Annotated in this window: 11 protein-coding genes; 3 read left to right on the top strand and 8 right to left on the bottom strand. The window is 57.0% G+C overall.

Annotated features, from left to right (window positions below):
* Window positions 1–25 precede the first annotated feature (25 nt).
* Window positions 26–3,643 carry a chromosome segregation protein SMC gene (smc, locus tag Q31a_RS22625; protein ID WP_145082842.1) on the top strand — a complete coding sequence of 1,206 codons (3,618 nt, stop codon included), beginning with the start codon at window positions 26–28 and terminating at the stop codon, window positions 3,641–3,643.
* 205 nt (window positions 3,644–3,848) lie between these two features.
* On the opposite strand, the gene Q31a_RS22630 is transcribed toward smc, so the two are convergent.
* The 7 genes from Q31a_RS22630 to Q31a_RS22660 all read right to left on the bottom strand — a co-directional run bounded on the left by Q31a_RS22630 (window position 3,849) and on the right by Q31a_RS22660 (window position 11,198).
* A complete protein-coding gene (locus Q31a_RS22630) occupies window positions 3,849–4,280 on the bottom strand; it encodes a YkgJ family cysteine cluster protein (RefSeq protein ID WP_145082844.1) in 432 nt (143 codons plus the stop codon).
* The gene (locus tag Q31a_RS22635; RefSeq protein WP_145082846.1) at window positions 4,273–5,490 is read right to left on the bottom strand and encodes an aminotransferase class V-fold PLP-dependent enzyme; all 1,218 of its coding nucleotides are present in this window, start codon (window positions 5,488–5,490) and stop codon (window positions 4,273–4,275) included. Before Q31a_RS22635 ends, Q31a_RS22630 begins: the two co-directional genes overlap by 8 nt.
* Window positions 5,491–5,493: 3 nt before the next feature.
* The gene (gene moaA, locus Q31a_RS22640) at window positions 5,494–6,549 is read right to left on the bottom strand and encodes a GTP 3',8-cyclase MoaA (RefSeq protein ID WP_231690896.1); all 1,056 of its coding nucleotides are present in this window, start codon (window positions 6,547–6,549) and stop codon (window positions 5,494–5,496) included.
* A gap of 10 nt (window positions 6,550–6,559) precedes the next feature.
* Window positions 6,560–7,078, bottom strand: coding sequence for a molybdenum cofactor biosynthesis protein MoaE (locus Q31a_RS22645; protein ID WP_145082848.1), 519 nt, complete (start codon window positions 7,076–7,078; stop codon window positions 6,560–6,562).
* A gap of 278 nt (window positions 7,079–7,356) precedes the next feature.
* Window positions 7,357–7,614 carry a MoaD/ThiS family protein gene (locus Q31a_RS22650; protein ID WP_145082850.1) on the bottom strand — a complete coding sequence of 86 codons (258 nt, stop codon included), beginning with the start codon at window positions 7,612–7,614 and terminating at the stop codon, window positions 7,357–7,359.
* A 103-nt stretch (window positions 7,615–7,717) separates the two neighbouring features.
* Window positions 7,718–10,831, bottom strand: coding sequence for an anaerobic glycerol-3-phosphate dehydrogenase subunit C (locus Q31a_RS22655; protein ID WP_145082852.1), 3,114 nt, complete (start codon window positions 10,829–10,831; stop codon window positions 7,718–7,720).
* 43 nt (window positions 10,832–10,874) lie between these two features.
* Complete coding sequence (locus Q31a_RS22660; protein WP_231690897.1) at window positions 10,875–11,198, bottom strand: hypothetical protein; 324 nt, start codon at window positions 11,196–11,198, stop codon at window positions 10,875–10,877.
* Window positions 11,199–11,512: 314 nt separating this feature from the next.
* Between Q31a_RS22660 and Q31a_RS22665 the strand changes: the two genes are divergently transcribed.
* The gene (locus Q31a_RS22665; protein WP_231690898.1) at window positions 11,513–12,649 is read left to right on the top strand and encodes a TlpA family protein disulfide reductase; all 1,137 of its coding nucleotides are present in this window, start codon (window positions 11,513–11,515) and stop codon (window positions 12,647–12,649) included.
* A 230-nt stretch (window positions 12,650–12,879) separates the two neighbouring features.
* On the opposite strand, the gene Q31a_RS30455 is transcribed toward Q31a_RS22665, so the two are convergent.
* Window positions 12,880–14,556 carry a CARDB domain-containing protein gene (locus Q31a_RS30455; RefSeq protein ID WP_197355534.1) on the bottom strand — a complete coding sequence of 559 codons (1,677 nt, stop codon included), beginning with the start codon at window positions 14,554–14,556 and terminating at the stop codon, window positions 12,880–12,882.
* Between Q31a_RS30455 and Q31a_RS30460 the strand changes: the two genes are divergently transcribed.
* Window positions 14,555–15,289, top strand: a complete 735-nt coding sequence (locus tag Q31a_RS30460) for a hypothetical protein (RefSeq protein ID WP_197355535.1) — start codon at window positions 14,555–14,557, stop codon at window positions 15,287–15,289. The genes Q31a_RS30455 and Q31a_RS30460 overlap by 2 nt on opposite strands.
* Window positions 15,290–15,950 lie beyond the last annotated feature (661 nt).

A 15,950-nucleotide genomic window follows, 5' to 3' on the forward strand; every position in this document is an offset into this window, starting at 1 on the left:
TTTCTCGCGATGCTTCGGAAATTGCATGCTCAGCGCACTAGAACTAGCCGGCTTCAAGAGTTTTGCTGATAAAACTCGCTTCGATTTTCCCGAAGGGATCACGGTCATCGTGGGCCCCAACGGATCGGGGAAGTCGAATGTAGTCGATGCGATTAAATGGGTCCTTGGCGCCCAGAGTGCCAAGGCTCTCCGTGGCAAGGACATGATCGATGTCATTTTCAAGGGCTCGAGCTCCAGCGGTCGCAAGCCCTCAAACAGCGCCGAAGCCACCCTAGTCTTCGACAACTCCAAGCATCAGCTTCCAATGGATACCGAAGAGGTGCAAGTCACCCGTCGCGTGTACCGAAGCGGTGAAGGGGAATATCTGATCAACGGTCAACCGTGCCGCTTGAAGGATATCAAGGACCTGTTTCGTGGAACCGGTGTGGGCGTGGATGCCTACAGCTTGATCGAGCAGGGAAAAGTCGATCGAATGCTGCAGGCCTCGCCACGCGATCGCCGTGTCATTTTTGAAGAAGCTGCAGGCATCAGCCGCTTCAACGCAAAGAAAGCGGAAGCGGCCCGCCGACTCGTCCGCGTCGACCAAAATATGGTTCGACTCAAGGACATCGTGGACGAGGTCCACACGCGCCTCCGCTCGTTGCAAAATCAGGCCACGAAGGCTCAGCGATATCGTGAGATGACATCGCGATTGAATGAAATCCGCTTGCAACTCGGCTGGACCGAATACAGCAACCTGCGAGAAAAATTTGAATCCGCCTCCGCCAAGACGGAGCAGTTGGTCCTCGAAATCGAAGCCTACCAAAACGATCTTGAAGCAGCCCGCGACGGAGCCCAGCAGGCTGAAATGGAGCTGCATGCCGTCGCCCAGCGTTGCCAAGAGGTTGAGGGGCGGCTGCAAAGCACTCTGCAGCGAATTGCAGTCAGTCAGAACCAGCAACAAACGCTGCATCAACGGATCGAGGAAAATGTTGAGGAACAGAGTCGGCAAGCTTCCAAGCTGACGGTTCTGCGCTCGCGTGCCACAGCCTTGCAAAGCGAATTGCAAGTCTTGAGCGTCGAAGCCCAAACCGCTCAGAGTCAGTTCGAGCAAGCCAAGTCCCGCGCGCAAGCTGCGGAGGCGCATGCCACACATCTCCGACAAGAACTCGCCGCACGCACTGAGCGGCAAGATGCCCTGCGCGTCCAGCACGTTAATCTTTTGCGTGAAGTCTCAGATAAGACTGCCGAAGCGGCTCAACACAAGAATCTGCTGGGAGAGCTCTCGCAAGCGATCTCTGCCACCGAATTGCAAATCGCGGAAAATCAGGCAGCCGAACAGGCTGCTAGAAAAACGGCGGAACATGCTGCCTATCGCTTGAAGACCATCCATGAGCAGAATTCGAGTGCCTCAGAGGAACTGGCCGCCGCCCAGGCCGACTTGAAAGAAAACGAACTGCGTCTCTCAAGCCTGCAGGAACAAGCAGCTGTCTTGCAGGGACGCCTGGAAGGCGCGAGTGAACGACTCTCCATCCTAGAACAACTCCAACAGCATCTGGAAGGGGTCGACGCGGGCGCTCGCCACGTCTTAGATCTCGTCACGAAATCCGACGATCCGGCCTTCCAAACCGTACGTGGGCTGGTGGCTGATCTGATTGAAGTCGATGTCAATCTGGCTCCGCTAATAGACACCGGGCTAGGCAATTCGGCCAACTCACTCGTCCTCACTGACGGCCAACTCTTTCAAACAATACGCGATGGCAACCTCCAAGTTCCGGGACGGCTAAGTCTGATGCGACTCGATCGCCTTCCGTCTCGGCGGTACGGTGAAAAAATCCAGCTTGATGGTGTGCAGGGAGTGTTGGGACGAGCGGATCGGCTGGTCAAATGCAAACGCGATGTGCTGCCGCTCATACGCTATCTACTCGGCACGACCTGGCTGGTCGAAAACCTAGATGTGGCTCTGAGTTTGGGGCACTTTCGTGGTGCAGGCTTGCGTTTCGTAACCGCCTCTTGCGAATTGATCGAATCCGATGGCACTCTCACCATCGGGGCGTTGCAATCCACCACCGGCCTTGTCTCGCGACGCAGCGAGATTCAGAACGCCAAGGATGAAATTGTCGAGTGTCGCGCTCAATACCAACAGGCACAGGGGGAGATCGAGCGGGCTCACGGACGCATCCTCAAGCTGGCCCCCACCGTCAAGGCCATGGAAACCAAGGCTCGGGACCTCTCGCAGGAGTTTGCCAGACAGCAGGCAAGTGCCCAGAATGCAGTTGGCAAGCTGGATGACCTAGAGTCGCTCGCCAGCAAACTATCGCGGACGCTAACCGAATTTCAGGCCAAGCGTGCCGCAGTGGAACCGACCATCAATGAACTCTTACAGAATGTCGACACGGCTCAGCAGCAGATCCAGGAGATCGAACAGGAGCTGGCCGGACATCAGGATGCGGTACGCCTGCACGGTGAGGCTTTGGCCACGGCGACCGAAGAGCTCACAACCGCCAGAATCGAACTTGCTCGGTCAGAACAGAAGTTCGCATCCTCCAACTCAGTCTTCGAACAGACAGCTCGCAACCAGCGTGAACGGGCACAAGCCGTCCAGGAAGCGGTATCGGAGCTTGCCCGCTTGCGGCAGAAACAACTCGATTCCGAACTGAGCATCCTGGAACTCACCAGCCAATTGGCGCATGACTATTTACGCAGTGAAACGGAGGACAGTGAGCTGGACGGGCTAGCTACCGAGGCTGCCAGCCAACGAAGTCGACGTTCTGCGGCCGCCAAGAAACTCGACAACGTCACCCGCACGATCGACAAGCTATCCACTCAGCTGCAGACCAGTCGTACTGACGCCGAGCGTTGCTCGGAGTCGAGCGAACAGCTTCTCAAACGCTATGAAGAAGACTATCAAATCGATTTTGAGACGCTGAGTTCAGCAGAACTCATCGAAGACAAATCAGAGCACCAAGCAATGGATACGGAAGCCAGCAGGCTTCGACAAGACATTTCATCGGTGGGTGAAATCAACATGGCAGCCTTAGCCGAACTCGATGAACTGCAGAGTCGTTACGACTATCTGCATGGTCAATATCAAGATTTGACGGCCGCCAAAGAATCCTTGCAGCGTATCATCCAGAAGATCAACACCGATTCGCGGAAGATGTTCATGGAAACGCTTGAGATCATCCGAGTGAACTTTCAAAAACTGTATCGCAAATCCTTCGGTGGGGGAAATGCAGATATTGTGCTGGAAGCCGGCGAGGATGTGCTCGAGTGCGGCATCGACATCATCGCCACACCTCCTGGGAAGACGGCTCTTTCCAACTCGCTACTGAGTGGCGGTGAGAAGGCGCTTACTGCGGTGGCCTTGCTACTGGCGATTTTCCAGTATCGGCCCAGTCCATTCTGCGTGCTTGACGAAGTTGACGCCCCCTTTGACGAAGCCAACATTGGCCGCTTTGTAAGCGTTCTTACCGAGTTTCTGGATTGGACCAAGTTCATCATCGTAACCCACTCCAAGAAGACCATGACCGCCTCGACCACTCTCTACGGCGTTACCATGCAAGAATCGGGTGTGAGCAAACAGGTCGCAGTTCGCTTTGAAGACGTGAACGAAAAAGGAGAAATCATCAAGGACAAGCAGGGGAACCGCCGCGCTGCCTAGCGGTCTTCAACATGCCGCTGCCGACATGCTCTCTCACAGGGCTCCCACGTGCATCCATCGACGAAGGTCTCTTTGCGGAGTGCATTTCCCGCCTGCGACGACAAGGCAATTGGGAGTCGCCCCTCATGGTAGAACGAAAACCACTCTCAAATTGACGAGTCGCGGCGCAGTGGGTTGAGATTCAAACGCACTGCTAGCGGCCAGATTACAATTCTCGCCGAAGCCGCGCATGTTCAATTTTATCCAACGGGTAGAGCTTCCCGACACCCGAGCCTGGACAAATACGGCAGGTCTCGTTCCATGCTCTCTTGCTCTTCAGATTGGAATCCCAGAATGGCCACGTCTGGCACTGGATGGGACGCACCTCATAGACCAAGCAACCGCGTGTCTCGGGATCTAAAAAGATACAATCGCCATCGGGATACTCCACGAGACTCTCGCGTCCCTCGATCGAACGGACGAACTGATGCCGAAATTGACTCTCCTCCATCTCGAGTCTGTCCGCCATCGCTTTGACCTCGCGATTGTCGACCCACACGGCACCGGGTGCGCCGGAGCAGCAACCTCCGCATTGCGTACACTCAAAACTCAATCCATCCTTGTACCACGGATCTTTTGCCGCCACGATTCTACTCACCTTTTAAAATTCCTCGAAACGCGCGAAGCGCAACTGTAACTTCTTCCACGGTCGTGCTAGCGCCTGTGCTCAGCCGAAGCGTGCCCGAATTCGATGCAGCGTGCTGCTCTGCATGCACAAGTCCCTTGTGCACTAGTGCCGCACAATGCCACCCCGCGCGGACTTCGATTCCAAACGCATCATCCAGTACACTCGCCAAATCATGAACATCCCAGCCATCCACGGACAGACTCACCACGGGGATATAGCTGGCTGCAGGCGTGCCCAAACTCGCCGCCGCCACAGACCTGCCCAGCAAATGGACCTGCGGAAATTCCTGAAGGCCTTGCAGCAGCAGTTGATGCACGGCTTGCCATTGGTGAACTGCGGCGGGGGACTCGACGAAGTGTTCGGCAGCGACCGCCATCGACACGATCCCAGGCAGGTTCAGATTACCTACTTCTACCGCATTCGGCCAGTATTGCCCACCGCTCAGCGATTCGCTGGCTCGGCCTGTCCCCCCGAAAAGCAGCGGGCGGAACCCCGCCTGCAAGTCATGTCCAACATACAAAAATCCCGTTCCGTGCAACGCTCGCAGTCCCTTGTGCCCGGCGGCAGCCAACACATCAATGTTCATGGAGCGAACATCGATCGGCAGGTATCCCAAGGTTTGGGAGGCGTCGACCATGAACAAGGCTGCTGCGTCTTGCGCAACTTGACTCCAGGCCTCCAAATCCTGGACTGCGCCAGTTACATTCGAGGCATGCCCCAGGGCCACCAACCGGGTCTTAGGCGTGATGAAATCCCTAGCGGCCAATGGGTTGGCGATCCCGCGTTCATCAGTCGGAACGATGTCGACCGTAATCCCCAGCAACTCTTTCCAGTGGTGCAAGGGACGCAGCAAACTATTGTGTTCCATGGCGGTGGTCAGCACGTGATCGCCCGGCTTGAGAACGCCCCATAACCCTGCGTTTAAGGCGTGGGTACCACTGGTGCAAAGAGCGATCGAATCCAGAGAAGGAGCCCCAATCAAGCTTGCCAGGGCCTTGCGCGCTGCCTGCACCCAACGCTCCGCTTCGAGTGCACTGTGGTAGGCGCCGCGACCGGCTGTTGCTCCACAGCAACGCACATACCGCTCGGCTGCGGCCACTCCAGGCTCGAACTTCGGCCATGAGGTGGCGGCATGATCGAGGTAGACGCGAGCCCTGTTGGACTCAGGGTGATCTGCCATTGCCTAGCCCCCAATCTGATACATGGCGCGTTCGGGTGGGGTAAAGCCGGGAGTCCCGATTCCGTGGGCTTGATATTTAGCTCGCACACAATCTTGCATTAGCTTCCGAATTTGCTGCGCATCGAACGTCTCAGTACTTAGCCAGGGGGCCACATCCCACTCTTCTTTTCCAAACAGACAATTCCGCAACTTGCCTTCAGCCGTAAGACGCAGCCGGTCACACCCACTACAAAACGGAGCTGAAACGCTGTCAATAAACCCGACGCGCCCCGGTCCATTCTCGAATTCAAACTCTTGTGCTGGTTGGGTTAGATCGCGTGGCCCCACCGGTCGCAGAGCTCCCACATGTGTCGAGATCAACTCGCGCAACTCGGCGCCACTCACCATCCGAGCATCGGACCAAGTCCGCCCGCCATCCAAGGGCATGAACTCAATAAAGCGAATCACAATTGACCGCTCACGCGCGAAGCGAACCAATTCCAGTACATCCTGCAAATTGAGGTCACGCAAAACTAAGGAATTGATTTTCAATCCCAATGAGGGCACTTGGCAAGCAGCATCAATTCCCTCCAAAACCTGCTGCAGTCCGTCGCGGCGAGAAATGAGTTTAAAAGTCTCCGCCGAGAGGGTGTCGAGGCTAATATTCAACCGCTGCAAGCCGGCGGCTACCAGGGCCGGAAGTTGTTTGGGCAACAGCATTCCGTTGGTGGTCATGGCGATATCTTGAATCCCCTCGATCTCCGCCAGGCGAGCGATGAGCTGCTCCAGTCCGGGCCGCGTCAGGGGTTCTCCGCCAGTGATTCTCACCTTCTGAATACCAGCGGCTGCTGCCACCTCCACAAAACGCACAATTTGGTCGTAGGACAGCAAGCGGTCAGGAGCGGTGAACTGCACTCCCGTCTCGGGCATGCAATACTGACACCGGATATTGCACACGTCCGTAACGCTGATGCGCAGCGAGCGATGCACGCGTCCCCAACTGTCCTGGAGGGGGGCAGGGGGTGCCAGGAGTGCCTTACCCGCACCAGAATCTGAAGCATCGTTTTGTTTTAGGATCATCTCTGGGTACTTATTCAGGTGGAATTGGTAAAGGCTGTTCCTGAGGAGCGCATTTGCAATTCCCAGCAGTAGGATGAATCCATGTCGCTCCACTTTGCACGTAGTGCTCCTCTTTCCAAATGGGCACCTCATGCTTCAGCGTATCGATGAGCCACTGAGCTGCCTCAAATGCTTCGGAACGATGGGGGCTGCTGACAGCAACCGCTACGCTCGCCTCTTTAGGGGCGACTCTTCCCAAGCGATGCACGATCGTGACTTGCCGCAGTGGCCAACGCGTGCGCGCCTGCTGCTCCAATTCCTGCAACTGCTTCAGGGCCATTTCCTGGTACGCTTCGTACACCAACACCTCCGTCTCGACCCGCTGCCCGCTGGGCTCTGGCGTTTCGACTTCATCTGCCCCGTCGCTGGTCAAGCGTTCGGTCCACTGGCGGGTGGTCCCTACAAACAAGACTTCCGCCCCACACTCCGGATCCGTGATGGATTCCAGAACGCGATTCAGGTCGATTGGTAGCTCTGTTAACTCCACCATTAGATGGGCCTCACTTTCCTCTGTTCAAAGCAATCCACACTCATGGGTCTTCCCCTCTACCTTGGCAACCGATTCCCGCGGGCTTTCGCTTTCCGTCAACAATTCTCGTCTTGGGATCGCTCAGGATCGAGTGGGAAATGATGTGGGATAGAATTTCAAGCAATCATGCCAGCAAACTCAAGCGGGAAGTCTCTGCTGCGTATCGAATACGTCAGCTGCCTTCCGCTCATTCCCCTGCAATGCATCTCTTCCCCGGTTCATCTCATCTTCATCTTAGCTTAGCCACCACTAACCGGTGGAATCATCACCACCATCGCGTTGTTGTCCAACAAGTAATCCTCGTCGACAAAACAGGCTTGGACGGCCCATCGACTCTGTTCAGCTAGGCTCCGCAGTTTGGGGAAGCGTTCGACAAGCTGCCGCCTCACGTCACTCACGCTGGCGGGCTGTGTGAACTCCACCCAGATCTTCCGCTCTCCAACGATCGCTGCTGCTCCCGCGTAAAACTCGACTTCAATCGACACAGATTTGCACATTCTCCAAGCCTCTAGGGAACTTGCGGCGGGCTTCCCCCACCTGGCAAGTCGAAATTTCTTGACGCGACGGTGAATCACCGACGTTGTAAACTCAGTTCCCCAATCAGTTCACCAAATTGCCTTCGTTGCGGGACGAAAACCATGCTGCTAGTTGTGGCATCGTGCCATAGGCATAGGCCAGCACAGCCACCGGATGCACGGTTGGTTTGTCGGTTAGCAATTCCATCTGCAACTTGCAGGCGGTGCATTCCGTCGTCCCCATCTGAGCATGGGTTTCCTTCATGGTATTGACCAGCCCACGACCGATTCGCAAGCTGGTGCGCAAATTCTTACGCTGCAACCCGAACGTTCCCGCCATACCGCTACAGCCATGTTCAGCAAATTGAATTTGCAAACCCGGCACCAGCCTCATAAGGTTCAGCGCGGGAGAATCGGCATCGAGTACTTTGGCGTGGCAGGGCTGATGGTACACGATGCTCATATTCATGGGGCGAAAATCAAGTTCCAGTTGATTTTGCTTGTGCATTTGCCACAGGTAGCTACTCGCCTCGTAGGTATTTTTGGCGATGAGTTCGGTATCTTCGTTTTGGTAAAGATTGCGGTATTCTTCGATCAGACAGAGAGCAGCAGAGGGTTCTGTGGTAATGATATCGTAGCCCTGCCGCACCGCTTCCGACAGGACTTTGATATTCGTAAGTACCAGTTTCCGAGCCCGAGAGATGTCGCCGGCAGCAATCATGGCCATCCAGGATGGAGTTTGGTTGGTAGGAATGTAGACTTCGACATTTTGGTGCCGCATCACTTCCACCAGAGCTCGTCCCAACATCGGGTTGTGCCAATTCACATATTGATCGACAAAGTAGAGGACTTTTCGTCCCGCCGATCTTCCACTGCGATTTAGTTTTTCGCGTGCAGCCCAGCGCAGGAAAGTGCGTCGCGTCACTTTGGGCAGCTTCCGTTGGTGCGCGATGCCGAAGGTTTTTTCGAGCAACCACCGCATGGCTTTGTTGCCAAGCGCCCAGTTGGCTAGGCGTGGAAAGCGACTCCCTAGGGAAGCCAGCAAATCGACGCGGTTCAGCAAGCGGTCACTGAGCGGCAGGCCGTGGCTGGCCACGTGCTGCGCCTTTGCCTCTTGCACCAGCTTGGGAATATTGACCGATGCGGGGCACTCCAGCCGACATTGATGGCAATTGAAGCACAGATCGCTAATCTCTTTCAGCTCGCGGCTCTCCAGCAGCTCGGGCTCCAGCGAACCGGTCAACACGCCTCGCAGCAAGTTCGCCTTGGCTCTCGGAGAGGCCTCCTCTCCCTTATGGATGCGGAACATGGGGCACATCCGCTCCGCCACGGCACTCGTCCGACAACGTCCGCAACCATTGCAGGAGCGCGCGGTGTAACCGACCGAATCCCCTTGGCTCCAGTCGAGGATCACAGGCAGCTGCACCTGAGCGGACTCCACCTGCGTACCCTGCGTAGGCACGGGAAGTGTTTCGTCCCAGGCAATGCGATTCAAGTCCCCGGTTAACAGTTGCTCATCGACGGCTTGGGACGATCCCAGGCTGGCCGCGGCCGCTTCGAACGCGTTGCCCACTTGCAATGTTTCACCGCCAACGACGATCGAATTGGTACGCTGGCGAAACAGGGGGACGGGACGTAAGTTCTCATTGACCTTGGGAGGGGTGGGACTGAGAAATTTACCGGGATTGAGAATCCCAGTCGGATCGAAGACTTGCTTGATCTTACGGCACATCTCCAGTCGTGGACCGAGTTGCTTTTCCGCCCAGGCAGCGCGGCTAATTCCGAATGCTTGCTCTCCTGAGACGCACCCACCAATCTGCATCACCTTCTCATACAGCGTCTCACTGAGAGTCGCCAAGCGGATCTGATCTTTGGGACTGGCAAGATCGAGAAACGGTCGCACATCGAGCTGCCCATGCAATGCATGAGCAAACAGGGTAGCCGTCACGCGTTCCGCCTTCAGAACGTCTTGAACGGTCTTTAAAAACTCGGGGAGTCGTTTGGGTGGGACCGAGATGTCCTCCACGAACGGGAGCGGGCGCAAATTCCCTTTCAGCCGGTAAAGTCGTGGAATTACGCGGCGGGCCAGGCGCCACAAGAGATTGCGTTCCTGCCCGTCGGTCGTCAATCGATAGGAGAGAACGGGCTTGCCTCGTTTCTGCAACCGGTGCAGGAGTTGCATCAGGCGATTGCGAACACTGAGAGGCTCATCGCCCTGCATTTCCACCAACAACATCGCTTCGGCACCGCGTGGAATGATCGTGGCGTAGACCGATTCCGTCTCTCGGGCGATTTCCAGCAAGCGTCGGTCCATGAGGTCGCAGGCGACCACGTCATCCCGAGCGATGTCCAATGCGGCTTTGGCGGCAGTATCCAGGCGGTCGAAGAAGAGCAGGAGCAAACCACGCACCGCCGGAATCGCATCTACCCGCAGGGTGGCTTCCGTAATGATCCCCAACGTTCCCTCGGAGCCGCTCATCAGTCGAGCTAAATTGACTCGATCTCCGTCGAGCACCTTCTCCATGCGATAACCGCAGCCCCGGGAAACATCCGCCCAGGGGGGCCGCAGCAATAATGCGGAACCTTGCTGCAGCAGTAAGCCCACCTGCTGTGCAATTGCCCCTTCCCGCGTTCCGACCGCATCTTCGCCGGCCCAGGCGTGTTGCCCCAATTCCACGACTTCGCCACTGGACAATACGACCTGCAACGATTCGACACAGTCGCCGGTGGAACCGTATCTCGGAAAGTGGCTGCCCGCAGCATCGACAGAAATCATGCTACCAATGGACGAGACGCTGCGAGTCGCCGGGTCGGGCCCAAACAGCAGATTGTGGTAGCCGATCGAGCGATTCAAGTCGGCTTGGACGACCCCGCACTGCACGCGCACCGTGCCCGCCTGCGGGGCGTGGACCCGTCGCATGTATCGCGAAAGATCGACGACAATCCCACGTCCCAACGATTGGCCAGCCAGCCCGCTCCCTCCTCCGCGAGGAAACACCGGGATCCCGTGCTGGTGGCAGTAGCGTAACAATTCGGCCACATCGCGCGTCGACCTGGGGCGCACCACCCCTAAAGGGAGTATTTCATACACACTCGCATCACTCGCATAGAGCTGTGTGTAGAGTGCATCGCAGTGCACATCCCCTTGAAGGAGTCCCCGCAAGTCGGCTTGAATCCGAATTTGTTCTGACTCCATCATGGCCCGCACAGTTCATTGGATCGAGAGAAGTAGGTAAGGGGAGTCATTCCCCGAATTGGCCGAGGTCGGAGAGCATTTCACTCATTTCGCCTGCGGCGTGCAAATCCCCCTGAGCGCGCGCCTCGTCAATTCCCCGCCGGAGAAACTCTCGCGCAGTATCGATGTTTTGATCCTCCGCCAGCAGCTGAGCACTGCGAAAGAAGGCGGGAACGTACGGTGGCTCGCCATCGCACAACCCCGCAAGATGGCTGAGTGCCCCTTCCAGCTCCCCATCTTTATTCATTTCAAGGGCTAGGGAGTAGCGAAGAAACAGGTCTTGAGGCTCATCTTCCAACATAGCCTCGATCTTAGCGCGACGTTCATTCAATCCAGGGCTCCTTTAATTTGGGGCTTCTCAAGTAAATCGGGGCTTCTAGAGCTTTCATGGCTCCATGCAGCCCCAACCGCCCCTGATTGTACAAGCGGTCTAGAACCTACGTAACTCGCAACCGCCGAGTTTCAACTCCAGAAAACCAGTCCCTTTGGCGTAGAAACAACAAATATTCAAGCAGGATGCGTGAAGCATGATACAGACGCGACTGCTAGAAATGGTATGCTCAACCGGCTACAACGATTTTTCGTAAGGGGGCAATCACCTTGCCCCAAGAATCGTCAACCTTCGAAAACCCAGGAGTCATTTCGTTGAAATTCCATAGCTTATTGACCGCTCTGTTGGCCATTGGATGCTTTTGCGGCCTCGTACGGCCAACCCTGGCAGATGCGGATCTGCTCACGGTAGGCTCACCTGCTCCCGCTCTGGACGTTGAGCACTGGGTCCAGGACGGCAAGGGGAAATTCAAGCCAGTTACCAAGTTTGAATCTGGCAAAGTCTATGTTGTCGAGTTCTGGGCTACCTGGTGTGGCCCCTGTGTCATGAGCATGCCACACTTGGCAGAGACCCAACACAAGTACGCTGACCAAGGTGTGCAGATTGTCAGCATTAGCGATGAAGATCTCGAGACCGTTGAAAAATTCTTGGAACGAGCTGTTCCCCAGCGTGGCCCGGCCGAAGATGCCCAGGAGCCAGCCAAACAAACGTTCCGGGAATTGACCAGTGCTTATTGCCTGACCACCGATCCCGATCAGAGCTCTTACCAAAGCTACATGAATGCAGCCGCTCAAGGCGGTATCCCGACGGCCTTCCTCGTCGGCAAAACGGGACTGATCGAATGGATCGGCCATCCCATGCAAATGGACGAACCGCTCGCAGCAGTGGTCGACGGCAACTGGGACCGGGAGAAATTTGCTTCCGAGTTCAAGCCAGCTCAACTCGCAGAGGTGACACGCCAAAAAGTGATGCAACTGGCGAGTGAACAAGATTTCGAAGGCGCCCTGAAGGTTCTCGACAAAGCCCTGCAAGAAGGAGGCACTTTGGAGTTGAAGAACTTGAAGCTGCAGTTGCTCCTGATTTCGAAGAAAACCGAAGAGGCAGTCACGCTGACTCAAAGCTTGTTTGTCGAGATGGCGGACAATCCTGAACAAGTCAACGCCCTAGCTTGGAACGTCTTTGAAATGTCCTCACGCGGTGCTGAAGGCATCGAAAAGATTGTCGATGCTTCCATCGAAGCTGCCATGGCTGCCGCTAAGAAATCCCAAGGGGAATTGAAGGGCAGTATCCTCGATACGGCCGCTCACCTGCATTTCATCCAAGGCAATCTCGACGAAGCGTTGGCCTTGGAAACCGAAGCTGCCAAACTCGTCGGCCCAGATGATCGCTACGTAGCCAACTTCTTGAAAGAACTGCAGGAGGCCAAGGCGGCCAGCGAGCAGGACAAGTAGCAATTGACCACGGTTGCCTCAACAGGCTGGCCCGAGAGTTTGCCCCCCCCGGAAAAACTCTCGGGCCTTTTTTACGCGCGGTACATTCCGAGCGTCCCGTTATCTCTTTGCCAATCTTCCGCGAACGGCCGTAACTCCGGCGATTCCGCGGCGCGGCCTCCGCCTAGGGACCACGCCTTGCAGCCACGTCCCATTTGGCAGATGCCTTACGGCTCAGCAACCCTCGCGACTTAGCGTAAGACCCGGTTTGTCAGCGGGGCAGCGATCTTTCCTACAGTATCCAAGTACTGAGTGGATTCCTCTTGCACCAAGCGTGCTTCCGACTCGTCCATCCGGACCTCCGCTCGGAAACGGTGCATTCCCGCGGTCGCCGCCTCTGCAAATACTTGCAACTGCACCGACTCCCCTGCAGCCAAGGTGGTGAGAGGTTCGAACAGAAGCTGTCCTGGAATGATGCGACAGGGCTGTCCCTCTCCCCGTGTCGGTTCGATGCCATCGGAGAATTGAGCGACAACACGCACGTTGCTGGCCGCTTTCGACCCTCGGTTGGTTAGCGTGAGTTCATACAACACTTCGCCTTGCACCGGTGCTGGAGACAATGGATCGTTCACCAGCAACTTCACGTCGGCGATCGATTGTAGTTGAGTCGTCGCAGCTGCGTTGGCCAACTCTCCCGCGGTTCCTTCGCAGACAATTTCGACGAGGTTCTCGCCTTCCTGCAGGAGCTGCAACTGCACTGGAAAGTCCAACGATTTGCCGACACCGAGCTCTTCAATGTTCCAGGTCAAATAACCCTCAACCAGCTCGGCTCCCGCCGGTTTGGCGAGAACTTCTGCTTGAGGCGGCAGCTTGATTTTGGCCACGACATCGCGTGCCACAGCGTCCCCGGAGTTGGCAAGCTGCACGAGGTAGCTTGCCGGCGAACCATGGTAGACCAGGGAGGGGGCAGCCATCTTCGCTTGCAATTCAGGTTTGCGCACAAGCACTTCGATGTCTGTGTCGCTGCTCAATTCGCCCGCTGCGACCGCCGAGGCGGCAATGGCAATGGGGCCTTTTTGATTAAAGATCAGCTCTACTTCGATGACTTGCTCGCCACCTGCAGCGATGCTGCCAACCTCGGAAGTGCTCGAGCCATAGGGACCAGCGGTCAAGGTCACCGCTACATTGGAAGCAGACGCATTGCCTGGATTGCGAACGTGCAAGCGGTAGGCATTGGGCTCCCCAAAACGAACTTCGGACGGCCCTTCCAACGCTAGCTCCAGGCGAGGAGCCAAGACATCAAACTCGGTACTTGAAGTAAGTGGGATCAGGGTCCACTCCATAGCCACCGCAAAGTTCTGCGGACGGGATGCCACCAATTGTACGGGCGCCGAAGCGGTCTGCCCGGAGGCCAAGTGGTCGAATCCCCAAGTCAGTAGAGTGGCTCCATCTGCCGCATGCTCGACTTCAAATTCGCCATGACTCGGTTTGAGCGATTGCACAGCGATTCCCACCGGCACATCCATGCGCAAAATCAGCCCACGCAGATCGATCGCATCAGTATTGGTGACGACAATGGCATAGTTGGCGGGTGTGCCGACTGGCAGGTCGGCTGGGCCGGTCAGTTCCACAACGATATGAGGTGATTCCATTTTCATCCGCTGGTCGCCGTTGGCAGCTGGTGGCTTGCTCGGAGCAGCGGCAGTCCCAGCAGATTGGAACGGCCCCTTGGCAGGCAAACCGGTGGGCAGCTCAACCTTGGCAGCTCCTCCATGGGGCGGTTGCGCGCCTTCTGCTTCCGGTAGGTCATGCCGAGCATTGGAATCCAATGCCGCCGTTCCCGCAGGGGCTGGCAGAGCATTGCTATTGGTTGAGAGGTCACGGGGCAAACTCGCGGAGAAGCTGCTTTCCGGCGCTGCTTTCTTCATGTCAGAAGCCTTGCTCTCCTCTTGGTTGCTTAAACCGTTGGCCGAGAGAATCGGCATCGAGGGTAGCGAGGCAGGGTCGGAGCTTAAGGCGGACGAACGCTCGCCGGGCGATGCCGGTAGTCCGCCTCGTTCGGAAGTCGGAACATCCACCAGGAAGGCTGGCACGCTGACGCTTTGCGCAGTCCTCGCCTGCGGCGGTGGACTCGGCATCGTTTTCGAGTTGGGAAACTGGGCTACCGCAGCAGCTTTACTATCCGCCGTGAGAGTCGAGCCAGTAGCAGCACCGCTGCCTTCCACTTGCGAAGCCACGCGTGTCGCGTCGCTCGGCGGGGAAGGCGTCGCTGGAGTATTACCTAGCGAGGCCGTCTTGCCGCTGCTCAGTGCCGCGCCGCTGGCGCTCCTCCCGGGCAGGGGGACGCGAGGCACGAAGGGTGCGCGAGATTCCGAGTCATCAGCCACCGTCGAGACTCTGCCCGTGGCAGCGATGCTGCGATCGGATGATCGCAATGCTGTAGATTTGGCGGTCGACGATGTCGACGGAGCTGTCCGAGATTTGCCACGCAGGGATGCGGCCACGCTGGGTGGCAAGTCCTCGGTAACGTACACGCGGCCAGAGGCTGGGGCCGAAAGTGTAGGGGCTGCGCCAATTCCCGATCCGGGCATTGCGGAATCGGTCATGCCCGAACGCTGGGCGAGATCCTCGGGGCTGATGACAGCCGGCAGGGAAGGGTGAGGAATCGAGCTTCGCGTCGGTTCCCCGCTGGTCGGCAGCCGGGGCTGCCGCGGTGCGTGGTTCCGCAGCGACGGCGCAGGGCTACTGAGATGTCCACCGCTATGCGTTGGAGCGGAAGAATTCTCCTTGGAGTCATTCGATTTGAAGACCCCCAGCGCCTCTTCCGAAAGTGAACGAAGTTGGTGCACAATGCCTCCACGCAGGATGGGAGGGGGCTCCTGGCCGCGTTCCTCCTGCGCCTCAACCTGCGAGGTCAGGGCCTGCAACAAACCGACCCCCACGAGCGCAAGTGCAGTCCGCCAGCGGCCTGCCCTCTGCAAACGGAGCACCCCTGGGACGCACCGCCGTGGCTCGTAGTGTTGATTGGAACGCTCGTTTTGCCTACCTATCATCGCCGAAGGGCTCCCATCCATGGTTTATGCGCCTACCGTTCGCAGGGCACTATCTAACCTGGACTATCGACTGGGAGGGATGTATCGATTAAACCAAAGTAAGTGAAAGTAGGCAAAATTTTCCGTTATTGCCGTTATTCCGGCCTTTTCCGCCGCAGGCCCTGTCGGTCCGCTTCCATGACAAGTGCAGCAAAATGCTACACCTGTGGCAGAATCCTTCATTCTCGGCCGATGCGAATCACGCAAATTGCAACGAATGCCCTCGCAGC

It is taken from the genome of Aureliella helgolandensis, assembly GCF_007752135.1.
In the GTDB taxonomy this organism is placed as follows: Bacteria; Planctomycetota; Planctomycetia; order Pirellulales; family Pirellulaceae; genus Aureliella; species Aureliella helgolandensis.